The sequence below is a fragment of the Aliivibrio wodanis genome, assembly GCF_052920805.1.
This window is the reverse complement of record NZ_JBREXA010000001.1, coordinates 1,502,410-1,527,991: the sequence shown is the minus strand read 5'-3', so window position 1 is coordinate 1,527,991 and position 25,582 is coordinate 1,502,410. Positions and strand designations below refer to the sequence as shown.

24 protein-coding genes and 2 pseudogenes are annotated in these 25,582 nt (G+C 37.7%); 5 read left to right on the top strand and 21 right to left on the bottom strand.

Going from position 1 to position 25,582, the window contains the following annotated elements:
- Positions 1–2: 2 nt before the first annotated feature.
- From ACU5DF_RS06955 to ACU5DF_RS06895, 13 genes are all read right to left on the bottom strand, one after another.
- The gene (locus tag ACU5DF_RS06955; protein WP_045104236.1) at positions 3–986 is read right to left on the bottom strand and encodes a type VI secretion system baseplate subunit TssG; all 984 of its coding nucleotides are present in this window, start codon (positions 984–986) and stop codon (positions 3–5) included.
- The gene (gene tssF / locus ACU5DF_RS06950) at positions 968–2,749 is read right to left on the bottom strand and encodes a type VI secretion system baseplate subunit TssF (protein WP_446712318.1); all 1,782 of its coding nucleotides are present in this window, start codon (positions 2,747–2,749) and stop codon (positions 968–970) included. Before tssF ends, ACU5DF_RS06955 begins: the two co-directional genes overlap by 19 nt.
- Positions 2,742–3,164: a type VI secretion system baseplate subunit TssE gene (gene tssE, locus ACU5DF_RS06945; RefSeq protein ID WP_045104238.1), complete on the bottom strand. Its 423-nt coding sequence runs from the start codon at positions 3,162–3,164 to the stop codon at positions 2,742–2,744. Before tssE ends, tssF begins: the two co-directional genes overlap by 8 nt.
- Positions 3,161–4,522 carry a type VI secretion system contractile sheath domain-containing protein gene (locus ACU5DF_RS06940; protein ID WP_045104239.1) on the bottom strand — a complete coding sequence of 454 codons (1,362 nt, stop codon included), beginning with the start codon at positions 4,520–4,522 and terminating at the stop codon, positions 3,161–3,163. The genes tssE and ACU5DF_RS06940 overlap by 4 nt, the downstream gene beginning before the upstream one ends.
- Before the next feature lie 51 nt (positions 4,523–4,573).
- Positions 4,574–6,058, bottom strand: coding sequence for a type VI secretion system contractile sheath large subunit (tssC, locus tag ACU5DF_RS06935; RefSeq protein WP_446712317.1), 1,485 nt, complete (start codon positions 6,056–6,058; stop codon positions 4,574–4,576).
- Positions 6,058–6,567 carry a type VI secretion system contractile sheath small subunit gene (gene tssB, locus ACU5DF_RS06930; protein ID WP_045104241.1) on the bottom strand — a complete coding sequence of 170 codons (510 nt, stop codon included), beginning with the start codon at positions 6,565–6,567 and terminating at the stop codon, positions 6,058–6,060. The genes tssC and tssB overlap by 1 nt, the downstream gene beginning before the upstream one ends.
- A gap of 70 nt (positions 6,568–6,637) precedes the next feature.
- Entirely contained in the window at positions 6,638–7,156 is a 519-nt protein-coding gene (locus tag ACU5DF_RS06925; protein ID WP_045104242.1) for an Hcp family type VI secretion system effector, read from the bottom strand.
- A gap of 31 nt (positions 7,157–7,187) precedes the next feature.
- Entirely contained in the window at positions 7,188–8,579 is a 1,392-nt protein-coding gene (locus ACU5DF_RS06920; protein WP_446712316.1) for a type VI secretion system protein TssA, read from the bottom strand.
- 456 nt (positions 8,580–9,035) lie between these two features.
- Positions 9,036–9,332: a PAAR domain-containing contractile injection system baseplate protein gene (locus tag ACU5DF_RS06915; RefSeq protein WP_045104244.1), complete on the bottom strand. Its 297-nt coding sequence runs from the start codon at positions 9,330–9,332 to the stop codon at positions 9,036–9,038.
- Positions 9,333–9,341: 9 nt separating this feature from the next.
- Positions 9,342–9,905, bottom strand: coding sequence for a DUF6931 family protein (locus ACU5DF_RS06910; RefSeq protein WP_045104245.1), 564 nt, complete (start codon positions 9,903–9,905; stop codon positions 9,342–9,344).
- Positions 9,905–11,890: a type VI secretion system Vgr family protein gene (locus ACU5DF_RS06905; RefSeq protein ID WP_446712315.1), complete on the bottom strand. Its 1,986-nt coding sequence runs from the start codon at positions 11,888–11,890 to the stop codon at positions 9,905–9,907. The genes ACU5DF_RS06910 and ACU5DF_RS06905 overlap by 1 nt, the downstream gene beginning before the upstream one ends.
- 411 nt (positions 11,891–12,301) lie before the next feature.
- Positions 12,302–13,228, bottom strand: coding sequence for a hypothetical protein (locus tag ACU5DF_RS06900; RefSeq protein WP_446712314.1), 927 nt, complete (start codon positions 13,226–13,228; stop codon positions 12,302–12,304).
- Positions 13,229–13,376: 148 nt separating this feature from the next.
- Positions 13,377–13,895 (bottom strand): Hcp family type VI secretion system effector, encoded by a 519-nt coding sequence (locus ACU5DF_RS06895; RefSeq protein ID WP_045104242.1) that lies wholly within the window; start codon positions 13,893–13,895, stop codon positions 13,377–13,379.
- A 975-nt stretch (positions 13,896–14,870) separates the two neighbouring features.
- Between ACU5DF_RS06895 and ACU5DF_RS06890 the strand changes: the two genes are divergently transcribed.
- The 3 genes from ACU5DF_RS06890 to ACU5DF_RS06880 are packed head-to-tail and all read left to right on the top strand — an operon-like array spanning position 14,871 to position 17,002.
- Positions 14,871–15,257, top strand: a complete 387-nt coding sequence (locus tag ACU5DF_RS06890; RefSeq protein WP_446712313.1) for a nitrous oxide-stimulated promoter family protein — start codon at positions 14,871–14,873, stop codon at positions 15,255–15,257.
- The gene (locus tag ACU5DF_RS06885) at positions 15,254–16,132 is read left to right on the top strand and encodes a LysR family transcriptional regulator (RefSeq protein ID WP_446712312.1); all 879 of its coding nucleotides are present in this window, start codon (positions 15,254–15,256) and stop codon (positions 16,130–16,132) included. Before ACU5DF_RS06890 ends, ACU5DF_RS06885 begins: the two co-directional genes overlap by 4 nt.
- Positions 16,133–16,150: 18 nt before the next feature.
- The gene (locus tag ACU5DF_RS06880; RefSeq protein ID WP_446712311.1) at positions 16,151–17,002 is read left to right on the top strand and encodes an SGNH/GDSL hydrolase family protein; all 852 of its coding nucleotides are present in this window, start codon (positions 16,151–16,153) and stop codon (positions 17,000–17,002) included.
- A gap of 89 nt (positions 17,003–17,091) precedes the next feature.
- On the opposite strand, the gene ACU5DF_RS06875 is transcribed toward ACU5DF_RS06880, so the two are convergent.
- Both ACU5DF_RS06875 and ACU5DF_RS06870 read right to left on the bottom strand, forming a co-directional pair.
- Positions 17,092–17,751, bottom strand: coding sequence for an HAD family hydrolase (locus ACU5DF_RS06875; protein WP_446712310.1), 660 nt, complete (start codon positions 17,749–17,751; stop codon positions 17,092–17,094).
- 176 nt (positions 17,752–17,927) lie between these two features.
- Entirely contained in the window at positions 17,928–18,542 is a 615-nt protein-coding gene (locus ACU5DF_RS06870) for a LysE family translocator (RefSeq protein WP_446712309.1), read from the bottom strand.
- An 80-nt stretch (positions 18,543–18,622) separates the two neighbouring features.
- Here ACU5DF_RS06870 and ACU5DF_RS06865 point away from each other — a divergent pair, with 80 nt between their 5' ends.
- Positions 18,623–19,147 carry an outer membrane beta-barrel protein gene (locus tag ACU5DF_RS06865; protein WP_446712308.1) on the top strand — a complete coding sequence of 175 codons (525 nt, stop codon included), beginning with the start codon at positions 18,623–18,625 and terminating at the stop codon, positions 19,145–19,147.
- Between the two features lie 254 nt (positions 19,148–19,401).
- Here ACU5DF_RS06865 and fruA read toward each other — a convergent pair.
- From fruA to fruB, 3 genes and pseudogenes are all read right to left on the bottom strand, one after another.
- Positions 19,402–21,145, bottom strand: a pseudogene (fruA, locus tag ACU5DF_RS06860) (PTS fructose transporter subunit IIBC).
- Between the two features lie 29 nt (positions 21,146–21,174).
- Positions 21,175–22,158 (bottom strand): 1-phosphofructokinase, encoded by a 984-nt coding sequence (gene pfkB, locus ACU5DF_RS06855; RefSeq protein WP_446712307.1) that lies wholly within the window; start codon positions 22,156–22,158, stop codon positions 21,175–21,177.
- A 3-nt stretch (positions 22,159–22,161) separates the two neighbouring features.
- The gene (gene fruB, locus ACU5DF_RS06850) at positions 22,162–23,298 is read right to left on the bottom strand and encodes a fused PTS fructose transporter subunit IIA/HPr protein (RefSeq protein ID WP_446712306.1); all 1,137 of its coding nucleotides are present in this window, start codon (positions 23,296–23,298) and stop codon (positions 22,162–22,164) included.
- Positions 23,299–23,590: 292 nt separating this feature from the next.
- On the opposite strand from fruB, the gene cra reads away from it, so the two are divergent.
- The gene (gene cra, locus ACU5DF_RS06845) at positions 23,591–24,568 is read left to right on the top strand and encodes a catabolite repressor/activator (RefSeq protein WP_446712305.1); all 978 of its coding nucleotides are present in this window, start codon (positions 23,591–23,593) and stop codon (positions 24,566–24,568) included.
- Between the two features lie 61 nt (positions 24,569–24,629).
- Here the strand turns inward: cra and ACU5DF_RS06840 are convergent, their stop codons facing one another.
- The 3 genes and pseudogenes from ACU5DF_RS06840 to ACU5DF_RS06830 form a co-directional block, all read right to left on the bottom strand.
- Positions 24,630–25,022: a hypothetical protein gene (locus ACU5DF_RS06840; protein ID WP_446712304.1), complete on the bottom strand. Its 393-nt coding sequence runs from the start codon at positions 25,020–25,022 to the stop codon at positions 24,630–24,632.
- 11 nt (positions 25,023–25,033) lie between these two features.
- Positions 25,034–25,244 (bottom strand): annotated as a pseudogene (locus ACU5DF_RS06835) (hypothetical protein); the annotation flags it as partial.
- A gap of 15 nt (positions 25,245–25,259) precedes the next feature.
- Positions 25,260–25,568, bottom strand: coding sequence for a hypothetical protein (locus ACU5DF_RS06830; protein WP_446712492.1), 309 nt, complete (start codon positions 25,566–25,568; stop codon positions 25,260–25,262).
- Between the last annotated feature and the right edge of the window lie 14 nt (positions 25,569–25,582).

The window sequence follows — 25,582 nt, the reverse complement described above, 5'->3', positions numbered from 1 at the left end:
TATTAACTCGTTGTTAGTAGCATTTCAACATACAATTGCTTATTTAAACGACTGTTCATCCAGGCTGATTGACCTACTTTTAAGCCTTTGTCTGCACTGCTAGTTAATTGGACTCTTGGCAAATATCGGCTATCCACTTTCATGTAAAGCTTATATTTAATGTTAATTCCCATGTAACTTCGTACTAGGTGTTCAATGGCTCCAATCATTTTTTTATCACTACGGATCTTAATATAGTGACGATAATTTCGTGGACACACTTTTATATGTAATTTTTGGCCAACCATAGGTGCACTTTTTCCAACGAGTGCCCCCATACCTAACTGTCTATTCTGTCCTGTTTTACCTAACTGAGTTAGTGAACAAGGAGTTAGAGGTTGATACTCTAGTTCACTTGTTTGTATAACAAACTCTGCATCAAAATAATCTTCTAACAACAACTTGAGCGTAAACGGACACGTTAATTTCAAACCTAATAAACCGGTATATTGAATTAAATGCTGCTTTGGGATCGTGTTGTTATTTTCTCCAAGACCGCACAAACTCGATAACATGGTCGTAAGAGACTTCTGATGCTTATTCCATGTAAAAGTTTCTTCCTCGGCTTGACTGCTTAGGTCATGCTTCAATTCTGTTTGACAATACAAACGAAAATAACGATTGTTAAAGACATCAAAAAAATCAACGGGAGCTTCATCACCCAAATCAAATTGAGCACTCAATGCCTGACGATACATTTGTCTTGGTATCGCACCTTTGCAGCCTGACAAAGCTGCTAGAGGGGTTTTGATGACATAGCGACCGCTCTTGTTACTATACACCTCAGTAACTTGAGTTTGATAATATGCTGGCAGTTGCTCTGCACTAAAAGCCACATTTGGCCGAACTCCATTACACTCAGCTTGATGCTTAAATAGCTGCCACGCTTTATCTAACTCAACATCCTGTTGATTATTATTTAAACGTACTACAGCAGATTTTTGCATCCAGCCCTCCTTGGAAAGCTCATATAAAGATCATCTTGTCCTTTTAGCTTAATATCTATCTGAGTGAAACTATTAAACCCTGCAAAATATGCAAAGAAACGATCAAGCAGATGACTAAATAAGCAGATCCCTCCATTAACATTGGTTGGGTCAAGAGTTATCACTATCTTCGTCCCATAGGCAAAACACGTTTTTCCTGAAACTCGAATTGGAGCAACCACTTGTTCTTGTTCAATCGAGGTTACAGATTCTATGTATGCATGATTTTGTGAGTTTTGATTATGGTTATACAAATCAAAGACATTCTTAAGTGTCTCTACAGGATCGTCTGAGCCTAAAATCGCATGATAATTAAAATGTAGGTGACACAATAAAGCCCATACATTTTTATTGCTTTCTTTGCTACGCATAGGTAATGATGGACGGCGTAATAATTGGATATTAGCTGGAATGGTTAGTGATTCACGACACTCTATTCTACTGAGTAATGATAAATGCCCAGCAGCCATACCATCAGTAACGGTTGCAGTAACTAACCACGTTTGAGGTTCGCTTTCAGCACTAACATGTTCAAGATCTGCTATTTTTAATCCGCTTTCTAATAAGCCATTTTCATGTAAAGTCTGCACCAACTGCCAACGTAATCCTGATTCACTACCATTAAACTTTTCACCGTAAATTTGAGCAATTTTTGCAGGCTCAGCTTGCGTAACATCCATGACTTCATCAACAGAAAATAGCTCTAAACTATGCCCTTGGTTTGCATCAAGTACTATTGGGTACTGTTTTTTAAAAAAATCAACCTCAAGCGGATCTGAAACCATTTGATGTAAATTCACTATAGGTGTAGTAAATAGCGAAAAACGCTCGACAGATAAGCTTCGAGCAAAATCAACACTTAGCTCATCAATAAATATCTGAAGCTTAAATTGATGACTGTCTATCTGCTTTAAAACATCACCAAAGTTAAAATGAAAACCATTAAATCGTTCAGAAAACATAAAGAATTCAGTTAATAATTTAAAGCCGCCAAAGCTTGCTGCTTGATAAGGAAGAATCGTATCATTAACATCAAAACCAATAGGTTCCATCGAATTTCGCCCCAGCTCACAACTTTTACCTTGTTCTGAGACACAAATTTGAGATGTTCCTTGTGACAGAAGATCAAACAAACGCAATGCAAAATTAGTTTCACCTTTAAGATGAAGCTTTAATGATTCAATAGACAACTCAGACAGTGCTACTGTGTCATCTACAGCTGATATAGATATTTCTATCAAAGCATTTGATTGCTCTGCACCTCTTGGTTTAGCTAATTCAAACGGAGCAAAAGATACATTTACTTTTTCTATTTTTAATGGAAAAAGTGCCACTTCTTCTGTTGTGCGAAATACAGCACTACTGCCCTGTTCATCACGAACTTCAAATTCAGTCCCTGTAGGAATATGGTGAGTTGCATTAGTATCATTATCAACCACAAAATCAAGTAAACTATATGAAGGAATTGGGCGTAAATAATGAGGAAAAAGCAAACGAATAAGGCTTTCAGTAAACTCTGGAAAAGAGTCATCTAAACGCTGTTGTAATTTTCCATTCAAAAAAGCAACGCTTTCAATTAAACGAGCTATTTGAGGATCATCAATACTGTCTTTTCTTATGCCGAGTGCGTCCGCAGCTCCCGGATGACGAGCTGAAAATTGCGACGCTTCTTCTCGAATAAAACGCAGCTCTTGTTCAAAATATGACAGTAATGTATCAGACAAAATTTGATTTCCTTACATCCAATGTGTTTCGACTTAAATCCAAAAAGGAATCCAATACAATGGCCTCTTCACCTTGGTCAGATAACATCACCGCAGAAATACGAAACTGTAATTGATTTTTTGATTTTTCTTGTTCTTCAATTTCGATTAAAACATCAATTAACCTAGGCTCATAACGACGGATTAAATGAGTAATATCAGTAATGATCACATCACTGTTAGATTTACTCTGTGCGCGCGTCATGTTGCGTAAACCAATATGCGCAATCGTGTCTGCTAACTCATCTGACGATTCTATCGTTGCCCAAATAGGAGCTCGGCTAGAGATAAGGTCACATACATTATCGATAATAGCATCACGCATTGCATCAATATCATTACTCCAAGATTGAGTTAATTTCGCCATTAAACTCATGAGGATTCTCCCACTTCTTGATCTGATACAGAGGTAGTTAATAACACTTGAGCATCCATCATTTCATATTGATATTGAGGCTGAAGCATGATTTCGCATAAATAGCGTGTACTGTCTTGGCTATCTTCTTTAATACGTACTTCACACGCTTTTAGTGGATAACGGGCCATAACAGAGTCCTCTCCATAGTCCACTTCGCTAATGTAACGTTTTAGCCAATTCTCTAAGCCGCGTTTGCAATCTTCCATACTATCGTAACGGCCTATTTGGTCTCGGATCTGGGCTTTAATATAGTGTCCGAAACGACATGCCATTAAATTAGTTTGCAACATCCCCAACATTCGTAGCTCTTCTGTTGGTGCTTTCCAAACCGATTGATTACTAAAGAATCCTTTTTGCTCAGTTAAATATAGACTGCTTAATGGAACAAAACCTTGTTCTGCCCAAAAACCATCATCTTCATTATAGATATCAACTTTAGCTATAAGTGGTGAATCATGCTGAATAATCGCACCATATGTACCAGTTTCGTTGTATGAACGTAAAAAACCAAACCAGCTAATACGTTCAAACTCTTGAATAACATTTCCCGCAAGTAGGTATGCACTATTTCCCCAAAGTGCATTATCACGATGATTGCTTTCAGTAAAAAGAAACCCTGCAGCATAATTCTGATAAGGGGGACGTTGCAAATATTCAGGTAAAACCAAATGCAAAAAACGAGAAGATGATTTATTTCTTAGTAACTGCCATGAAAGAAAATCACGACTATCTAAAATTCGCTTTACTCTCGCATTATCATGGAGTTGACGATTAGGGTCATCACCGAAGAAGAATTCATCAACTCCTAATGCCACAGGACATAATGAACGCTCTGCAAGCTCTGATAATAGTTGCAAAGTGTAAAGATCATCATGGTTCTCATCTTCACCATAATCAGACGTAATTTTATGATCAATAACAACAAGGCCAAAAGGAGTCCCACCAGCAGTGTCAAATTCATTGGAATATATTTTTTTAAATAGAGCAGTCTGTTTTATATCAAACGAGTAATTAAGATCATCTGACACCATACTCCAACTTAGATCTAACACTTTAACCTTAACTCGTCGCTGTGATACCTGTCGCTCTGTTAGCAACTGAAGATCAAGCCAACTTGCTTCCAGTTTTTTAAAGTGTTTGTGTTGCATGATCGTTGAAAGTTGATCACTAATTACATGATCTAAATTAGCGATCAATTTAGCTATCAATGCTTTGAATTGGGCAGTGTCACCTTTTTGAGAAATTGATAATAATTCCTCCCAAGGCAAGTCTGTTAGCTCTGATGGAATCGTTATTGATTGATTGATTGTATTCATTAACTATCCAATTCAAAACAGTTCGGGGAGAGATACTCCCCCCGAATATGATTAACCAGGAATATTCGCAACCATACGTAATGATGTGCTTAATTCTTCCATCTGTAGCCAAGGGCGCAGATATGCCACAGCAGAATATGCTCCAGGACGGCCAGCTTGCTCTTCAACTGTCACTTTTGCTTCAACTAATGGATGGCGCGCCTTCGCTTCATTACCAATCGCATTTGGATTAACGTATTGGTGGATCCAAGTGTTTAGATCTTTTTCAACATCATTAGGATCGATGTTTGAACCGATACGATCTCGACCCATTACTTTTAAGTATTGAGCGATACGGCTACTTGCCATTGTGTAGGGTAAACGCGCTGAAATAGCTGCGTTTGCCGTTGCATCTGGATCTGTATAAGTCTTTGGTTTATGAGCCGTTTGCGCACCCATAAATACAGCATAATTTGTATTTTTGTAGTGAACTAATGGAAGGAACCCAAGATCACTCAGCTCTTTTTCACGCTCATCAGTCAAATTAACTTCAGTTGGGCATTGTTGCAGTAAATCACCTGCATTTGAGTAATAAGTAAAGTTTGGTAAGTTCTCAACTTTACCACCATTTTCAGTACCACGAATTGCAGTACACCAACCAAATTGAGTAAATGATTGTGTTAGTAGTAAACCGAATTCATACGCCGCATTACTCCAGACAAAATCTTTATCTGAACCTACTATTTGTTGACCATTATCACGCGTTTTTAATTCTTCAAAATCGAATGATTTAACAGGTACAGTTTCAGCACCATAAGGTAAACGTGCGATTGTTTTAGGCAGAGTTAATGCCACATAGCGAGAATCGTCACTTGCACGGAAAGCATTCCAACTAGCATATGCTGGAGAATCAAAACCTGCAGCGACAGGTTTACCATCTGAAAATGTTGCGTAACTTGTAAAGTCAAACATACTCGCATTTGCTGCTGCAATAAATGGAGCGTGAGAAGCTGAAGCGACTTCGCCCATATAACGCAATAAAGCAACGTCTTCGTCACCATAGCCAAACTCATAATCACCAATCAAAGCACCATAAGGTTGACCACCGGCCGTACCAAATTCTTCTTGGTAAACCATAGTAAAGAAGCGGCTACGATCGATTGCTGGAGCATCTTCAAATTGCTCTAGCAACTCATCTTTGGTGTAGTCTGCTAATTTAATCTTAAGGTCTGGTCCAAGCTCACTATTTTTAACTAGTTTTTGTAAGCCAAGCCAAGTACCTTCTAATTTCTGAAAATCACTGTTTTGCATAACAGATGAAAGTTGTTCAGAAATTTTAGTATCAATTGCACTAATTGCTTTTTCGATAGTTAGGGTTAAATTCTTATCCCATGTCACCGTACCGTCAAGTGCTTGTGAAGTCAGAATACTCAAAAGCTCTTTTGTTGTATCAACAGGCGTTTGAGCTGTAGCGGTAATTGCACGATCAAGAATACTAACTGATGATGCTTCCGCTTCTACAGCACCTTGTGGTGTAGTTTGTTGTTCTGTAGACATTATTCTGCTCCTTCGTTATTCAAACCCAATTCTTGCGCTAAGCCTTGAATTGCATCTGTACTTTGTAGGACTTCTTTTAGTAATCGCTCAAGATCTCGAGAACGATCAGCTTTGCTTAATAAAACTTTAAGCTGATTACGTGTTTCTACTAATTTCTTCAGTGGATCAATTTGCTCTACCACGTTTTCAGGGTGAAAATCTTTCATTGAGCTGAAATTCATATTCACTTCAAACTGGCTATCATCACTCGCTAATTTATTATCAACTTTATAAGAGAGTGTTGGGTTTACTTGACCCATAACCATATCGAAATTATCTTTATCGATACCAGTAAATTCGCGCTCTTCTAAATCAACTTTTTCTGATTCTGGTTTATGTCCAGAAAAGTCGCCAATAACACCAACAACAAATGGTAATTCTTTGGTTTCTACTGCGCCGTTTGTTTCAACATCATAAGTAATGCTTACACGGTTTTTACTAACTCGCTTATGCTGTGAATTCAAAGCCATAGCTGTGTCCTCGTTTATAAATTAAATAGCAAGAAAAAGTACCTCTTTACAAGGTACTTAATTATGAAGATTACTTAGCGCCAGACAGTAGCTTACCTTGAGGTAAGTTATAGCTAACGATGCCGCCATCTTTAACTTCACCGCCATCTAATTCGTAATTGTGCTTCTGCGCTATCTCAACATAAGACAGTGAAATACTTTCTTGTGGTTGAGAACCATCACTACCTGTTACGTTATAAGAAACAAGACGAGCTTTAGATAATTTCACTTGGAAATACAATTTTGCACCTGAACCATCTGATTCTGGTTTAGTAAATGCAATCTCAACCGTTTTACCTTCTTTACCTGGGTTAAATAGGTAAGAAAGTAAATCTTCAGATGCTCCGTCAACTTGCTTGCTTAGATTTACTTCGCTTAATGCAACCATGCCACCATCGGCATTATTACCATTACCGATGTCCATCGCTACATTGCGCACACCACCCCAAGAATAAGAAGAAACTGCAAACCAACCCGTTCCTTCTAGACCTTCAACCGTCGCGCCACCTTTGACATCGACACCTTCAATACGCATGTAAATACTCGCCATGTTTTTTCTTCCTTATTTTAAGCACACATATTCACCAACGAAGCGCTGTAGGCCCCGAAGATGACTGATCTTCATGTTGTTTTAGTTCAGTATCATTAATAGATGTTTGAGATACCTTATCGTCAACATTTACTGGTTCAGAAAAAGAAGAACGTTCAGTAGATGTTGAAGTCTTTTTAATGTCACTAGGTGGAATACTCACATCTGGCAGCAAAACCTGTTCAAGGTGATTTAATCCTGCGGCATTAAAAATTTTACTTACATTATCGCCATCTTGCTCAGCCATCATTTCTTGTAGTAGCTCAGGCAACGATAAATACCCCCAACGTATCGCTTTCTCTAACAAAAACGATACTGGGCTATGTGGTTCACTTTGACGGAAATAATCAGACACTTCTCGAAGTAAATGGAACGCTAAATCACGATTCATACTATTTGCTAAACCAGCCTGAGATAAGTTATCTGCTGTTAGTATCAGAGGTGTAGATGAAGCTCTCGTTTGAGTTCCAGTTGCAGTGACATCTGGTGAAATAACGTTTTCACTAGTCTCCATACTCACTGATTGGCTGGTAGGTGGTTGCTTTTCTATCTGAGGTTTATTTGCCACATTAACTTCAGTTTTCATTCCAGATAACTGCTGCAGTGCCTTGTTATATTTAGTAAACAAGGCTTTCACGAAGTTAAAATTAGGCGCGCTAATATTGGCTTTTTTCGTATAGGTAGCTGTGATAGTGATTAAACGGTCTATTTGAAAAAGACAAGCAGTTACGTTCTCTAATCGCTGTTGAATATCATTACGATGGTGAGTAATTGATGAGGTCGCTTGTTGTTTAAGCTGGCTTAGTTCGCCTTTACGCTCTGCGCTTTGAAAATCATAAAATGTAATATCACCAACCAACGGTTGTAATAATAACGGTGCATACAATAAGCTACTTTCTTCACTATCACCAAGCAGTTGGAAGAACGCCTTAACTTTCGCTTCAGATTGCTCAGCGAGACGCCCAATATCTGAGTCACTTTTTAGTTTTACTTCAGGCAATATAGGATTTATTGCATCCCACTGCTGATCTAATAATTCAGCAAGCCAATTCATTGAATGTGCAACACTGCTAAGTGAGTTATCAAGTAGCACTTGAGAAGCGATATACCATCCAATGAGCTCAATATCTCTTGTGACATTCTGAAAAGTTGTCATCAGGCTAGTAGATAGAGCTTGCCAATTTTCATTATTTTCGTCTTGAAGAGATTCTAATTCTTGACTGCTTGGGTTTTGACTAAGTTTACGCAAAGAGGTTTGAGCAACATTAAATTCATTACGTAGAGGGCGAAATGCGCTTTTATCTACTTTTAAATAGACTCCGCACGTTAAGTCCTCCGTAATAGGATTTTGTAGCTCTAGAATATTTTCTTGTGTAAATCCCATTAATCACCCAAACCACATATTAATAAATTCGATATATTGGAGCTTATTATAAATATAATGAATGCACAAACTTATAAATACACAAATATTTACAATCATTAACAACACATATCATAAACAACAACCTAGCACCAACTTAAGTAACTGATATTAAAGTCAATTAATATTTTAAAAATAAAAAAACACAGAGTGGTCAGACTTGATATTCAGTACGGGGGCCTGTTTTTTATTGAACAAAACTCACGCGAATATTCATCACGTTATGAGTTAAAATTGGCAAGTAATAAATAAGAAATGAAAATAAAGAATAAAAACTAGGGTGTATTTTCAGCAATAAAATTAAAAACAGACAATATACATACTGATTATTAATATATTTGCCAATAACACCCTTTAATAATGAACAAAATATAACGAACACATTGTTGTTATTTTTTAACGTAAAATAACAACAACCTAACCTCCAATTAGTACTGTTGGCATTCCCATAATAATAGTTCCCCCATGAGCTGTCATATCTCCCATTCGAGCTGCTGGTTTATTATTAATAAGTACCGTTGCGCTGCCTTTTACTACGCTGTCGGGTGGACCTACGCAAATACATATTTGCCCTAAAGTAGCGGCTGGTAAATTACCAATTAAAACAGTTGTAGGTAAGGGTAATAAAGGCCCACCTACATGTGGAATAGGTACAATAGCAGGAGTCTGCATTGGACACATATGCATATCTGTTGCTCTAGCTGCTGGTAACATCTTATTCTCCTAAATATCGCCACTACCACCTTTAGCAATGTCAAAACCAATGTCCATATAATGCTGGTAACGTTCTATCGCGAATTCACCATCAGGCAAAACCGCACTTAAATTAATACAACCAGCCACGGCTTGGGCATATAAATACTGTGGGGGAGGTACAATTGGATCACTAGGGCTTGTCATACTCCCTCCGCTCCAAAATGCTGATTGTGCAGCCCAACCAGCACCAGAATCAAGACCCGATTTAAGTGCCATATCTTCTGCAAAACGACGATTTGTTTCATCGGGTGCATGTACCCATACTTTTGCTGCACGAATAGCATCCCACTCTTGAGGGCTCCAATCTTCTCGGCTATTTGAACAACAATATGCCCACCAAACAGCCTCACGAACAGGAAGGGCATGAGCTAAATAGCAAACGACATCAGCATGTAATGACTGCTCTAATGCTGCTTGGATCAATGAATAGGGCGTCATCGTCTCATCTGCTAATTTAGAAAAATCCTCATTAGCAGAATAAAGCGCTAAAATATCTTGAGCCTTTTGATATGGAACTTTTAACAATTTCATTAATTTACCTTCGTAATTGCGCCTTGGATTTGAACCATAGCACCAGCCTTTACTTGAGTCATGGCACTTCCATTAAGAGTAACCATCGCAGCTTTGATATCCGCTTTTCCTTGACCTTCAACAGTCACCATTGCCGCTTTCATTTCCGCTTTTGCTTTCCCTGTAATACTGACTTGTGGGGCATCGATCTTAATACCGCTAGCACTAATTTCTATTTTACTAGCACCGACTTTCAGCTCAATTTTACTTTTTCCTGTAATTGCAATAGAGCTGCCATCAACCGTCACAGAGGATTTTGCTTCCAATGACATGTTTGAGCCTGCATTTAGTTTTACTTCTTTGTCACTGCTTGAAGACCAATTATCTTTACTGCTTATCTCTATTGTTTTTTCACTTTTAAGAGATAGTGCTTCTTTTACTAATAGATCAGATGTTTTTTCTATCGTTGTTGTTTGCTTCCCTTTAATGGTTGTTATCCAATCATTGTTTGCATCAAGTAAAAAATCCTTTTCAGCATGGAGAAATACATGTTCTTTATCTTTTTGATCTTCAAAACGCAATTCATTACCTTGCTTACTGCTGCCCTTTGGCGTAGTACGCGTTTTAATCCCACTTTGAGAAGCCGAAGAGTAAGGTGTGGTATTTGCTTTATTATAAATAGAACCAACGACAATAGGCTGATCAGGGTTTCCATCAATGTATTGCACAAGTACTTCATCACCAATACGTGGCACAAACTGCATTCCAAACCCTTTACTCGCTAGCCCTTGAGAAACGGGAAGCCAACACGATGTATTTTCATCTTCTTTGCCTTGTTGATCCCAATGAAATTGGACTTTAATGCGTCCCATCTCATCACGATAAATCTCTTTATCTTTAGGGCCAGTTACTGTAGCTGTGTGGACTGAATGCATTTGAGGTTTTGGCAACAATACTGGTCGATATGGTGATGATGCTGTAAGGCATTGAAAATAATTTTGATAAGTCACTCCTCTGCCTGACTCATCACAATTAATACTATGAGTTACCTGTGAAATTACATATTCTTGATTAAAACTACCAACTGGATGCTTAACTAACTTAAAGCGTTTACCACAAGAAAGGGCGGCAATATAGGATTCGGAAGTAGCTAAAGTCTTTCCTATATCCAATGCTTCCATTTGGCGTTTTACAGCAGAACGAATATCACCTTTATCGGTAAATCCCTGCCCATAATGATAAGAAGAAAGTGATGTAGGTGAATGAGTGAATTCACTTTTACGCTCACCACTGCTGAAAACCTCAGCCAACTCCTGAGTATGATCAGCTAATGATAGCTTAGCAGTTCCAATACTAGTTTTCAGTTGCCACGTATTCACAACTCGCTCAGGATCTGAACTTCCATCTTGAAAGTATACTGAGCTTTTCTCTATCGATTTAAAGCCTTGGTTTGAATCAGCAATAATAACAATGGCCTTACTGCCAGTATGATCAACATGATAATGCCATCCCTCACTAGACAATAAGCGTTGCACAAACGAGAGATCACTTTCATCTAATTGAGCACAATACTTATGTTTTTGCCCCTCTCCAGAGACTGAAAATTTAAAATAACTTTTAAAGTCAGACTCACCGAGTACTTTATCTATAATCTGTTTTGTCGTCATATCTTGAAAGATTTGGCGGTTATGGCGATACGCTAGGAGCGAGAGAGGATCTGAAGCTTGAATTCGATAAAAGAATAATGACTTTTCCTCACTATAACCTACTAATTCAATACTAATCGCTAAACCGAAAAAATGACGTTCCTCTTCCTCTTGCTGAAAAGTAACATCAACACTTTTACCTAATGCTTTATCACCAATCTCATTATTACTCGCCACCGAAAGCGTAAAATTTGTTCCTTTAGATAATACTTCATCGCACTCTAGCTGAGTCACAATATAAGTTTTATTATCAGCTAATTTAACCGTAAGAGGACGGGATTCATGCAATAATTGAGTCATTGTGATTATCATTCCTTTATTATATGGCATTGTAGCCGATTAAAAGACTGCCATTTATTCATTAATTATGCAGGACTAACATACCATGTTTATTTCAGTATATAGCCAATTTAATAAAACTTTCTGATTCAATTGATATTAACCATAATAAAAAATTAAATATAAACGGTTCATTATCTACCAATACAGATAAACTAAACCTGCCTAGTTAGTCAAAATGATAAATATCATAAGCTCTAATACCAAGCCAGATAAGTACGCACTCAATACTTACTCGAATTGGTATTAGAAAATAGTTAGGGAGAGAGGTGAATAATTTCATTTGAATTATTATTCAAGATTTCGGAAGATAAGGCACAGCAAGTATAATCACAATCCCTGTAATTTATTTCATGTATTTAGTATCTGCTATCAACTAATATCATGTGCTTTGTTATTACCATCATAAGGTGGGAAAGTTTGGCTTAAGTTAAGCAATTGTTTAATGCCTTTCGATGAAACGAAACTATTGAAATCCTGGCCCCAGGATTCTGGTATTGCTTGTGGTCCAAAGAAAAAACAGTTGGCCATCGTTGGATACAGCATGTTGCTAGCAAGGTATTCAGCCAATTTATCCTTAATTAGACTTTCGGGAATTTCTGGTGTTGCCGCTCGTAATTCCGAGAGTTTAATAATTAATTTTTCTGGGAAATCACCGGACAAAGGGTTTTTATCTATATGTAAATCACTTTGTGAAACCAATTTATTCCAAAAAAACTTACGGGAAAATTGTACTTTTGCAGAGTCTTTTGCTGCGCCAATACATTTTGCATATTCATTATAAGGCGTAATGTATTTTTTCCCCTGACTCTTGTAGTATTCCTTAAAAACAAGATAACCAAATAAATCGGCTGCTGCTTCATCCCAATCAACATTGAGAGTACGGTTATAATCTTGAAGACCACAGGAATTGTGAGACCATATATGCATCATTTCATGGATCAGACACGATAAGATTGAAGCAGGATCAGGTTTTTCGAATGTAAAAAATGCAGGACTTTCCACTTGCATATAGACACCAGTTACATCTGTTTTAGCGCGAGCTGCTGCATATGTCCTGACATCCCCCCAAATTCGAGCTTGTTCAGTCCAACAATCAGGGCATAATGCATTAATTGTTATATTATTATTAATAGTTGGCATTTTCTTGCCATTTAATGCTTCAGACAGGATTTTTTGTAGTGCAGCCTTAACCTCAAAAATCTTAAATCGCTCGATTCTGTCAGGTAATTCCAATCCTTTTTGTGAAATCGTCCAGGACAATTCAATGTTACAACCTTGGTTACTACATGTAGGCATAATACATCTCCTATCGGTGTACCTATACTTTTAGCTTTCTTCTAATGAATTAGAACACTCACAAATTCATGAACATTATCTAGACCCATAAGATAGTAAGAGCTTATAAATAAAAAGTACCTCATTACAAGGTACTTAATTATGAAGATTACTTAGCGCCAGACAGTAGCTTACCTTGAGGTAAGTTATAGCTAACGATGCCGCCATCTTTAACTTCACCGCCATCTAATTCGTAATTGTGCTTCTGCGCTATCTCAACATAAGATAGTGAAATACTTTCTTGTGGTTGAGAACCATCACTGCCTGTTACGTTATAAGAAACAAGACGAGCTTTAGATAATTTCACTTGGAAATACAATTTTGCACCTGAACCATCTGATTCTGGTTTAGTAAATGCAATCTCAACCGTTTTACCTTCTTTACCTGGGTTAAATAGGTAAGAAAGTAAATCTTCAGATGCTCCGTCAACTTGCTTGCTTAGATTTACTTCGCTTAATGCAACCATGCCACCATCGGCATTATTACCATTACCGATGTCCATCGCTACATTGCGCACACCACCCCAAGAATAAGAAGAAACTGCAAACCAACCCGTTCCTTCTAGACCTTCAACCGTCGCGCCACCTTTGACATCGACACCTTCAATACGCATGTAAATACTCGCCATATTTTTTCCCTTATTTTAGTAAAATATATTCACCTACAAAACGCTGTAGACTTCGTAGATGGCTGTTCTTTTATACTTTTTCTCAGTATCACTAGTATATTTTATTTCCAACATTTATGGACTTTCTAAAACCCTCGGTAAATGCTGAAGTATTTTTAATATCATCATGCTATATAAGCTATTTTTTGGGTAACTAAAGTGAATATAATAGACCAACCAATATGTGCACTAGTTATAATCCCTATCTAAAAAACAGTAATTAAATTTATTAATCACACCGATCAGTTTCTATTATTAAACTCATGCATTCATTGATGATTTCAATGCTATTGAGCATATTATAAATTCGGTGCATTAACAAATGAAAATTTACACAAAACAATATATCTATTAACAACTACTAATACCCACATCAATAACAACAGCGCAACTAATTGATATTAAAGTCAAATATATAATTTAAAATAAAACTGAAAAGTGGTCTGACTTGATATCCAGTAGTATTCACCATTAAATAAAAAAAGACATTCATTAAGTTTTCATGCGAAATAAGTAAACATAAAATCATCGCATTATAATAAATATCACGATTTCACTTATAAAAAACACTTACTACAACTATAATTTCAACCTAGAAAATCATATTTCATGATAAACAAACCACTTACTGCTTTGCGATAAATAACAAAAAACAAACGTTGAATTAACAAAATCCATTTAATATTACCTTTCTTATATATGTAGATACCTCTAAAGAGATATAAAATACATGATACTTTTATTTATTCTCGCTATCACTCCAATATTAATAGCTAAGCAAAAAATAAAGACATTCATTCATAAATTGAAACTTCCTAATCATCACCCTTTTAGCCAAAACAATGAAGAAGGGGGATTTATTATTGATTATTATTTCCTCTTTGATAATTCTCACTTTATAATTACTAACTTCATGGCTACGTGGATAAGTGTAATATGAAAACAAGTGACATTCTTATTGGAAAACTCAACACGGAATTTAAAACCGTTTCAGCAATGATTGAAATCTTTTGTCAACATCATCACTCTAAAGAACTATGTAAAGAGTGTGAAAGCTTAATGAATTATGCAGAAATTCGCTTAGATCGCTGTCCATATGGAGAAGAAAAACCTACTTGTAATACCTGCCCTATTCATTGCTATAAGCCTGAACCAAAGGAACAAATGCGTTTGGTGATGCGCTTTTCTGGTCCACGAATGTTACTTCATCATCCAATATTAGCGGTTAGGCACTTACTGTCAGAAAAAAGAACCGTTAACCCTAAGCCTTCACCAAATTGCTCCAATCGCCATATACGTTTACAAAAAGGCGAGAGAGAATGAATTGGACTTTAGATCAACTCAACGCTTTTGTTACCTCGGTAAAATGTGGCTCTTTTTCTGCCGCCGCTCGGAAAATAGGGAAAGCTCAATCACGTATCAGTACCGCCATTTCAAATTTAGAAGCAGATCTTGGATTTGACCTATTTGATAGAAGTGCTCGTTTACCAGTATTAACCCAAGATGGCCAAGATATGTTTATTGAGGCTCAAGCAATTTTAGAACAATGTGAACGCTTACAAGCTCGTGCAGATACCGTTGCCACTGGCGAAGAAATTGTGCTTACTGTCGCACTTGATGAAGCGGTCCCGATTGATATTTTTGAAGCCTTTTTCCAAAAGATAGCGAATCGATATCCATTATTAAAACTAACAATCATTAATGGCTCTCAAGATGATATTGCTAAATGGGTAGATGAAAAAAAAGCGGACATTGGGTTTATGTTTCGAATTAATCAACTTGCTGATTCGCTAGAATATCTTTCTCTTGGTGTATTTAATCACTCTTTAATCGTTTCTCCACAACATCCTTTGGCTCAAACAGAAAAACCAACGTTAATTCAATTGAATCAACATCGACAGTTGGTTATTCGTGATCGCGTCGGACACTCCCAAGAAAAAGCTATTTCTGCCAATCATTGGTATATCGATAGTTACTACTATATTACCGCTTTAGTGATACGCAACGTTGGTTGGGCTTTAGTTCCAGAGCATGTGATTGAATCTGAGTGGTATAAAAACCAAACGATTACATTATCCACTTACAACATACCAAATGCTTTACAAGTTGAGATGGGTGTTGTAAAACGTAGAGACAGTGGCATGGGTAATATCATGGAGTGGATGCTAGATGAAATTGAGCATACTTTTACCAAGTAATAAAAAGATAAGCAGCTTATGAAAAAAACATTAAAAGAACACCTATTAAACCAACATATGTTAAACAATGATTCTGTTGATTTATATGAGCTTTTTCATCAGCTTAAACCTACTTCTATTTACACTATAATTGATGAATTACAACAGATTAAGCAAGAACTACAGCTTACAACTAAACTTAGTCCTCTAATATCACAAATAGAAGGACTGCTACCTACACTAGATTCGATTAAAGAACCTACAGATAAAGTAAATTTTCTTTGCCAAGAGATAGATCTTGCACATCGAGGTCATAGTATGAGTCGTTATATTCATTTGGTTGATTCTCACCAAACCTTTACGCCTAAAGTCGATATTGTGTTATTTGGAGATTCCATTACCGAATGGGGCCCATGGCAAGATGTTTTTACCGATATCACTCACGTAAACCGTGGAATTGCTGGTGATACCACTTTTGGAATGCTGCGTCGAATTGATACAACACTTGCTGTAAAGCCTAAGCTTATTTCGATTATGGCAGGGATCAACGATTTGTCTCAAGGCTTCTCTGTTGATTCAGTCTTTGAAAACTACACGACAATGCTTACTTATTGGCAAGAAAATCATTGCCCCGTGTTAGTGCAAAGCACCTTATATTGCGGCAACAAATTAGCCCACTTGAATGTAAAAGTCACAGAACTAAATGAACGTTTAGAGGAATATTGCCAACAAAACAACTTTCATTATTTAAACGTCAATCAAGTTTTAAGCCCTAACGAGTTATTATCAAATGAATTTACCTGTGATGACTTACATTTAAATGCAAGGGCTTACGCTACATGGATAAAAATCCTTCAACCTAAATTAGACGGACTATTAGCTAAAAACTAAATTAATACCTTCCAAGAACTAAAAAAGGCGACGTACTAAATAGTGAGTCGCCTTTCTTTTATTTCAGTATTAGTTAATTTAAAACCAACTTAAGCTTTACGCGTTTTCAAATCAACCAACACATCAATCATAGAAGGCAGAATTTGATGGCCAAGCTTAATCACTTCTGCACTTGGTTCTACTAAATCAGGGATCTGGTAGGTGATCATATTCGCCGCAACGGCTGCATGAGTTCCGTTATTAGAGTCTTCAAACGCAAGACAAGTATCAGCTGCCATGCCTAAACGCTCCGCCGCTAAGAAATAGATCTCAGGGTGTGGTTTACCATGCTCAACTTCACAACCTGTGGCCAGTACATCAAAGTAAGCATCAAGTCCTGCTAATTCCAATTTTTTAATCGCAATATCATGCTGTGTTGATGTCGCAACTGCCATTGGAATTTTATTGGCTTTTAACCATTCTAACAGCTCAATAACGCCTTCTTTTACAGGGATCGCTTGGTGCTTAACGACAGCAGTGTAACGCACTCTCCACTCTTGATTTAATGCAGGGTAGTCAACACTTGGCCCATAACCTTCACGAAACAGTTGCTCAATACGTTTCGCATTACAACCAATGATAGAAAGGTATAGCTCTTCAATAAATGGAACATTTTGAGCTTCACACGCCTCTTTAAAGATCCCCATACACACACGTTCTGTGTCTAATAGCAGTCCATCCATATCGAAAATTGCAGCTTGAAATGTCATGAGAAACCTTATGTCTTAAATAACAAAAATAGAATGACTTTACGTATAAAATTACAGAACTATACGCTTGAGATGGCTCATACTAAGTCAAAACTATTGGATAAAAAAGTGAACTCTTCTTTTAAGTCCACTTCCTCTTTTAAATTACACAAAATAAGCATTTAGATGAACTAATTTTACGCAGAAAACACGACTCGAATAGCCAGAAGAATAAGCACTACACCAGATAAACGGTCAATCCACTTTGCTTGAGTACGCAACTTATCAACAATTTTAGGTGCGGATATTAAACAACTAATCATTGTATACCACAGACCATCAACAATAATAGGCGTAATCACTATGATTGCTTTATCTAATGGATCATTACCTACAGCCACAAATTGGCTGAATAACGCTAAGAAAAATAACGCAATTTTAGGATTCAGAAGAGAGATAAGTAAACCCTCTTTTGCCGACTCAAGAATACTCACTTGTTTACCAGATTCTAATTTCGCTGCAATCCCTCCCGTTGACCGTAATGCTCCATATCCTAAATATGCCAAATACGCGGCACCTAAATAGCTAATTGTTTTAAATAACATTGGAGATTGTTTCAGTACAACAGCTAAACCAATCACAGTGACAAATGCATAGATACCAATACCAATAGAATGAGCCCATGCAGCAGAAATACCATTAACCCGCCGACCCGATAAGGTATGTTTTGCCACTGTTGCCAAACTCGGGCCTGGAGACATTGCGCCCAATAATGAAACCATAAAAAGTGAAACCCAGATTGTTAATGTCATATCTATCCTTGAATCTTCTTTACAAAATTATCTTATTCACCATAAACTATTACCATCAATCAAAAAAAGATGAGTTTATAATGAAAAGGATAATCCCTGTTTTATTGCTAGGAATCGCAGCTCCAGTACATGCTGTTGGAACAATAAACCAAATATATATTCAGCCAAGCATTGCTAGCTTACACGTTAACGGCTCTGATGCGAGCGGTTTAATGACACAAGTCGGTTATACTTATCATTTTACCCCAATGTTTGCTGCTGATATCAGTTATCTTTCAACTGGAAGCATCAAAAATATCGCCGTATCAGGGGATAGCGCTTCTATTTCTGGTTACTCAATATCTAGCAAACTCTATTTCCCTGCGACTTATTACGGATCTTTTTACGGTAAATTAGGGTTTAATCATACTGAATTAAAATATAGCTCAACAGCAATAACCCTACCTTATGATGAAAATGAAACTACAACAAAACCTTATATTGCAGTAGGAGGGATGTCTTATTTATTTCCTTCAATGGCTGTAAACTTTGAATATCAATATATTGGTTTATCATCAAATAATTACGCATCTTCTATCGGTGCAGGTATCAACATCTTTTTCTAGTTATCACTATCTATAGAAATGGGCGCTTCCAATCTACATTGAAAGCGCCCATTTTGTTTAAGCTATTTTAAAACAAACAGTAATATTGACTAATGTTATACCAATCGTAGTAAATAACTGATCATCCTAGTTGGTTAAAATGATCGATAACTGCGTTGAAATTTTTGATTGTAGAATAACTACTTATCGAAAAATTTCGTCTTATTCTCAAGAGTTTTTCCTGTGCTATTTCTGCTCACTTACTGTGATTGGTATTATGCTGTAACTGCTTCTTTCTCATCTGCTTTATTTTTCAAGAAAGCGTAAGTGAAACCTGTTACTGCGGTACCTGCTGCGATTGCTACTAAATACATTAATACGGGAGAAATTGCATTTGGAATCAGTAGTACAAACAAACCACCGTGTGGAGCAAGCAACTCTGCGCCAAATAGCATAGATAAGCCACCTGTTAATGCACCACCCGCCATACAACTTGGGATTACACGCATTGGATCTTTCGCTGCAAATGGAATCGCACCTTCAGAGATAAAACATAAGCCAAGCACAAATGATGCTTTACCGGCTTCACGCTCACCGGCTTCAAACTTATTCTTAGCAAGGAATGTCGCTAGCCCCATACCTAGTGCAGGAACCATACCAGCCGCCATGATAGCCGCCATTGGACCGTACGTTTGTGAAGCCAAAAGACCGACACCGAACGTATATGCTGCTTTGTTTACTGGACCACCTAAGTCGAAACACATCATACAGCCAAGGATAACGCCCAGTAATACTGCGTTAGTTGAACCCATGTTGTTTAGGAACTCTGTCAGTGCAGACATGATACCTGCGACAGGGCCACCAACGATGTAAACCATTACCAGACCTGTGAACAAACTAGCCACAAACGGAATGATTAATATTGGTTTAAGTGCTTCCATTGACTGAGGAAGAGACACTTTATCAGCAATGAATTTTGCAGAATAACCCGCAATGAAACCAGCCGCGATACCACCAAGGAAACCCGCACCTGTTGAGCTAGCCAACATACCACCGATTAGACCAGGAGCCAGACCCGGACGATCAGCAATTGAGAACGCAATGAAACCAGCAAGAACAGGGATCATCAACGCAAATGCTGCGCCACCACCAATGTCCATTAATGTTGCTGCAATCGTACCTGGCTCTTTAAATGCTTCGATACCAAAGACAAATGACAGTGCAATTAGCAAACCACCAGCGATAACAACAGGAAGCATGTGTGATACCCCTGTCATAAGGTGTTTGTACATGCCTTTTTTCTCTTCTGTTTGAGAAGATTGTGCTTTACCTGATGCTTGGAAAACCATCGCATCAAGAGAAGGCTTTATTCATCTCTTGTTCTGTTTTCTTCAGCGCTAAACCTGTACTTGTTTTGTACAGACGTTTACCATTAAAGCGATCAAGTGCAACTTCAATGTCAGCAGCAATGATAACTAAATCAGCTTCTGCAATTTCTTGGTCTGTTAATTGGTTTTTAGCACCAACAGAGCCACGAGTTTCTACTTTAATAATGTGGCCTTGGCGCTTACCTTCTTCCTCTAGCGCTTCAGCTGCCATGAAAGTATGCGCAACACCCGTTGGACATGCCGTAATCGCTACGATTTTCTTAGGCCCTGTTGCATCTGTCACTATTGCTGTTTCTGGTACAGTGACTTCAGATGCCGTTAGTTCTTTTGCATTGTTTACTGCATTTTCTAGCCAAACTTCCGAGTTAATTGCACATTCAGAAATTGAACCTTGATGTACTTTTTTACCAACAAAGCGAGATGTATCAACAACAGAATTTGCGGCAATAACAATTGCATCTGCCGTATCAATTATTTCTTGAGTTAAAACCTCAACGGGTAACACACTTGATTGACATTCAATCGATGCTTTCCAATTCAGTTTAGTTGCAGCTTGCTCTAATAAACCTGCTGCAATGATACTGTTTGCTACACCGCTTGGGCATGCAGTAACGATAGCTATATTTTTCATAATCTGTCCTTAAACTAAGTCTAAACGCATTACTGCACGTTTGTAGAAATAGGGTTGTGTAGGGTTACTTGTTTTTGTAATTCTTTTACGTCTTCGACATTTGGTACACCAACGCCAACCTGCGATACAGCTAAAGCAGATAAAGCGGTAGCAAAAGATAATATTTGTGAACGATCCCAATCTTGCTGCATATGACCCCAGCAAAGACCAGCAACTAACGTATCACCCGCACCAACGGTACTTACTACATTCATTTTTGGTGGTTGCGAATACATCCATTCAGGTTGTGCTTGTTCATTTTTACCAAGCCACATTACGCCTTTTGAGCCTAATGAAACGACGATATTTTCAATGCCTTTTTGTGCAATATCTTGAGCCGCTTGCTGACACGCTTCTGGAGTATCTAACTCACGCCCCACAAATTCAGATAGCTCTTCATCGTTTGGTTTAATTAACCATGGGTGAGCATCTAAACCTGCTGCTAACGCGGCACGGCTACTATCAAATAAGACTTTTTTACCCATTTGATGCAGTTTATCAATCCATTCAGCGCACTGCTCAGGAGAGATACCTTTTGGCAGACTGCCTGCTAATACGAAGAATTCATGTGTTTTAGCTAATTCAAATAAACGAACTTCAAACTCAGCAATCGCTTGTTGTGATACTTCAACTCCTGGAAAGTTGATATCACTCACTCGACCGTCAGTTTCGACCAATTTCACATTAATTCGAGTGGCACCATCGACACGAATAAACTCATCGTTGGCTTTCATTTCTTCAAACAATTGGCAGAACAACTCTTCATTATCACGGCCTAAAAAGCCAGTAACCGTAACTTTAGCACCTAAGTCAGACAGTACTTTTGCAACATTAACGCCTTTACCTGCTGCATGAAGTGAGCCTTTACTTACTAAACTTACAGAGCCAACCGATAACGCACCTAAGCTGCCAGTTAAATCTAAAGCAGGATTCAACGTGATAGTAACCACTTTGCTTTTTGGATTAATGCTCATAAATTAACCCTCACCTAAACCAGAAGCGATCGCATCACCAATACCGGCTAGCGCTTCTTTTGCATCTGAACCGTCTGCTGTAAATTGCAGTTCGTGACCGTGTTTAACGCCCAATGCAATCACTTTCATCAAGCTCTTCGCATTCACTGATTTACCATCACCATTTACATTTAACACAGTGATTTTTGATTCGTATTTCTTCGCTTCTGCAACTAACATTGCTCCTGGACGAGCGTGTAAGCCATGTGCATTTTTAATCTTAAACGTTGCTGTATTATCTGCATCAACACTTACTGTTGTTTCTTCAGTAGAAGTAGAGAACATCGCTAGTAACTGCTCTGAAGTTGCAGATAAAATAGAGTCTTGTTGCTGCTCTGAAACCACTTTTGTAATCGTCGTTAAAAACGATTTATGAGAGGCATTACAAGAGGCGATTGCAATCAAACCTTTTACAGGTAAGCCATTAAACTCACAGCCATTCGCTGTTGTTACGATAGACATACCAGAGCGCTTAACGCCTTTGTCAGTACTTACCAACCATAAACCTTTGCCTAAATGCGTAGGTTCTTTAGTCACTAGCTCTGCAACAAATTGGTTTTCAGCATTGCCGCTATTTTTTAGTAAGCCACCAGCAACCGCGCTCATTTGGATCATGTCGCTTGCTGGGAATAGCAATTGAATCAATGAGGCATCGAAATCTGCTTCAAACTGCACGTCACCATTTAGTAATGCAATAATATCTGCTTCTGTTTTCGCTTGTTTTAGCTTCTCTTCTACACCATCAGCAGACAGCACTTTAGTTAGTTGCTTTAGAATGCCTAAATGCTCATCTGATTTAGCTGCAATACCAATAGCAACATAAGCCACATTACCATCACCCCAGTTAACACCTTGAGGAAAATGATGAACAGCAACGCCTGTGTTATTGACTAAATCACGGGTATCGGTTGTACCATGTGGGATAGCAATACCGTTGCCTAAAAACGTTGAGTTTTGTTGCTCACGGTTTAGCATCCCTTCTACGTACTTCTCTGCAACTAATCCTTTCTTTGTCAGTTGCTTTGCAATCGCTTTGATTGCTGTTGTTTTGTCCGTTGCTGCTTGTTGCAACGTAATGTCATTCTTTGTCAATGTCAGCATGGGTCTTAGCCTCTCGCTTGTTTGTCTATATTGTGCCTTGCTGTTCCATCGGTTTACTATTGTTCAAGAACTGCTTAATCGATTCAGCAAAACAGGTAAAAAAAGTTCAGCAAATGTTTTCTACCCTAACTTATGTCTCATAAAGAGTAAAAATAACGCGAATATCACGTTTTTCAAATTTGCTGAATCCTTTCAGCTTTTATACTGAAACGATTCAGCATATAATTCAACCCATAAAATGATTGGATCTAAATTTATATGATCCGACCCACAGAATTTGAGGTTCTCAGTCATGACATTAGATGAAATTGCCAAACTTGCTGGCGTCTCAAAAACCACTGCAAGCTATGTCATTAATGGTAAAGCGCAGAAATATCGCATCAGTGAAAAGACCCAGTTAAAAGTAATGGCGGTAGTTGATGAACATAATTATCGTCCAGATCATGCCGCTTCTGCATTACGTGCAGGCAGTAGCCGTTCGTTCGGATTAATCATTCCTGATCTTGAAAACACCAGTTACGCCAAACTTGCTAAACTTTTAGAATACAACTCTCGTCAAGCGGGCTATCAAATCTTAATTGGTTGTTCTGATGATGATCCTGAAACAGAAAAAAATGTGGCTCATGCCCTAATTAGTCGTCGTATTGATGCCCTATTCGTTGCAAGTTGCTTACCAGATGGCAGTGATTACTATTTAACGATTCAAGAGAAAGGCACGCCAATTATCGCGATTGACCGTTCATTAGATGATGAGCACTTTGGCTGTGTTATTAGCGAAGATTTTGATGCGGCTTACGAGTTAACCAAGTCGGTAGTTAATGAGAACGTAAAATCAATAGGCTTAATTGGAGCTCTACCAGATCTAAATATATCTCGTCAGCGTCAGTTGGGATTTGAAGCAAAGGCCAAAGAGAAAGGCTTAACAAGCATTACTGGTTATGGCGAACACTTTAACAGTGAATCTGGCAAAGAAATTTTTGAACAGTGGATAAAAGAAGACACGGTACCAGATGCCATCATCACGACCTCTTATATCCTGCTTGAAGGTATTTTGGATGTATTGATTGAGAAGCCTGAGCTGATGGGAACAGTAAAACTAGGCACCTTTGGTGATAACCGCTTATTAGACTTCTTACCAATTAAGATCAACTCTTTACCTCAGCAGTTTGAATTGATTGCAGATAGTGCGCTGGCATTAGGATTAAATGCTTCAGCAAAGCGTTATCAAGCAGGGATTGAATTGATTCCTAGAAAGATAGTTATTCGTTAACCATTAAACTGGCTGTTGTGGCAGCCAGTTTTAGCTTGTTTATATGGTATACAACACTTAGTTAAATAATATCAAGAAATTTAGCCATTGATGAACAAAAAATAAAAAGAATATAGCTCCATACCCCTAACGCATTAACCCACATAAAAACCTTAAATTTCATGGAGTCAGTTGTTATACGCTTACGAATGAATGGGAACTTAACCCAATAATCAAAACAACGACTACCAATTTCCCAAGACATTTGATATTGAAGCCGCATATACCCATTTTTGTCATAATATTTATCAAGGTCTTTTGCTAATTGCTTATCAATAAAAATAATATGTTTAAAGCTTCCCAACGAAACAATTGCACTCATAATCACACCAGGAACAGACCAAGCTATAGCGTATCCCGCAAAAATAGAGCCAGGAACCATAATCAATAATTCCCACCATTCCGCATCCGACATTTATTCCACCATCATTCATAAAAATCATACATACCATCTCCAACAGCTTTACCTGTCGTCGAGCCAACAACAAACAATACAGTACCTACCGCAATCACCAGAGCTATCAACCTTACACGCTTCATAAAAATTATTGATTGCACTATTAGCACCAATCAATAGACCTACATATCCCAACCCTCTAGAGGCTAAAATACCTATCGCTATATTTCCAATACGTTTCAAACGACGTATGACTTACGCATAAATATAAGCAACGATCACCACAATAAAAAACACCCAATTCAGCCACATAAATAAATCAAACGTGATTTTTTTATTTTTTCGTCTATGCCTAATGAATGGATATATGAGGCAAAAATAAGAAAATAAACCACCAGCACCAATACTTACCATTGATATATAATGCTTCTTTTTAAAAGTTTCAGGTTCTTTTACCAAATCATCTACTAATTGGTTTATATGTTTTTTATCTCCTAGGCTATAAATCACAAGATAATAAAAATATATTAAACCCCAAATAATCCCATACCAACCAACAAACATTTTTAATATTTCTA

Bases quoted from the DNA above. Each gene is read 5' to 3' on its own strand.
- ACU5DF_RS06955 (WP_045104236.1), bottom strand. From the start codon at position 986: ATGCAAAAATCTGCTGTAGTACGTTTAAATAATAATCAACAGGATGTT.
- tssE (WP_045104238.1), bottom strand. From the start codon at position 3,164: ATGAGTTTAATGGCGAAATTAACTCAATCTTGGAGTAATGATATTGAT.
- ACU5DF_RS06940 (WP_045104239.1), bottom strand. From the start codon at position 4,522: ATGAATACAATCAATCAATCAATAACGATTCCATCAGAGCTAACAGAC.
- tssC (WP_446712317.1), bottom strand. From the start codon at position 6,058: ATGTCTACAGAACAACAAACTACACCACAAGGTGCTGTAGAAGCGGAA.
- tssB (WP_045104241.1), bottom strand. From the start codon at position 6,567: ATGGCTTTGAATTCACAGCATAAGCGAGTTAGTAAAAACCGTGTAAGC.
- ACU5DF_RS06925 (WP_045104242.1), bottom strand. From the start codon at position 7,156: ATGGCGAGTATTTACATGCGTATTGAAGGTGTCGATGTCAAAGGTGGC.
- ACU5DF_RS06920 (WP_446712316.1), bottom strand. From the start codon at position 8,579: ATGGGATTTACACAAGAAAATATTCTAGAGCTACAAAATCCTATTACG.
- ACU5DF_RS06915 (WP_045104244.1), bottom strand. From the start codon at position 9,332: ATGTTACCAGCAGCTAGAGCAACAGATATGCATATGTGTCCAATGCAG.
- ACU5DF_RS06910 (WP_045104245.1), bottom strand. From the start codon at position 9,905: ATGAAATTGTTAAAAGTTCCATATCAAAAGGCTCAAGATATTTTAGCG.
- ACU5DF_RS06905 (WP_446712315.1), bottom strand. From the start codon at position 11,890: ATGACTCAATTATTGCATGAATCCCGTCCTCTTACGGTTAAATTAGCT.
- ACU5DF_RS06900 (WP_446712314.1), bottom strand. From the start codon at position 13,228: ATGCCTACATGTAGTAACCAAGGTTGTAACATTGAATTGTCCTGGACG.
- ACU5DF_RS06895 (WP_045104242.1), bottom strand. From the start codon at position 13,895: ATGGCGAGTATTTACATGCGTATTGAAGGTGTCGATGTCAAAGGTGGC.
- ACU5DF_RS06890 (WP_446712313.1), top strand. From the start codon at position 14,871: ATGAAAACAAGTGACATTCTTATTGGAAAACTCAACACGGAATTTAAA.
- ACU5DF_RS06885 (WP_446712312.1), top strand. From the start codon at position 15,254: ATGAATTGGACTTTAGATCAACTCAACGCTTTTGTTACCTCGGTAAAA.
- ACU5DF_RS06880 (WP_446712311.1), top strand. From the start codon at position 16,151: ATGAAAAAAACATTAAAAGAACACCTATTAAACCAACATATGTTAAAC.
- ACU5DF_RS06875 (WP_446712310.1), bottom strand. From the start codon at position 17,751: ATGACATTTCAAGCTGCAATTTTCGATATGGATGGACTGCTATTAGAC.
- ACU5DF_RS06870 (WP_446712309.1), bottom strand. From the start codon at position 18,542: ATGACATTAACAATCTGGGTTTCACTTTTTATGGTTTCATTATTGGGC.
- ACU5DF_RS06865 (WP_446712308.1), top strand. From the start codon at position 18,623: ATGAAAAGGATAATCCCTGTTTTATTGCTAGGAATCGCAGCTCCAGTA.
- pfkB (WP_446712307.1), bottom strand. From the start codon at position 22,158: ATGAGCATTAATCCAAAAAGCAAAGTGGTTACTATCACGTTGAATCCT.
- fruB (WP_446712306.1), bottom strand. From the start codon at position 23,298: ATGCTGACATTGACAAAGAATGACATTACGTTGCAACAAGCAGCAACG.
- cra (WP_446712305.1), top strand. From the start codon at position 23,591: ATGACATTAGATGAAATTGCCAAACTTGCTGGCGTCTCAAAAACCACT.
- ACU5DF_RS06840 (WP_446712304.1), bottom strand. From the start codon at position 25,022: ATGTCGGATGCGGAATGGTGGGAATTATTGATTATGGTTCCTGGCTCT.
- ACU5DF_RS06830 (WP_446712492.1), bottom strand. From the start codon at position 25,568: ATGTTTGTTGGTTGGTATGGGATTATTTGGGGTTTAATATATTTTTAT.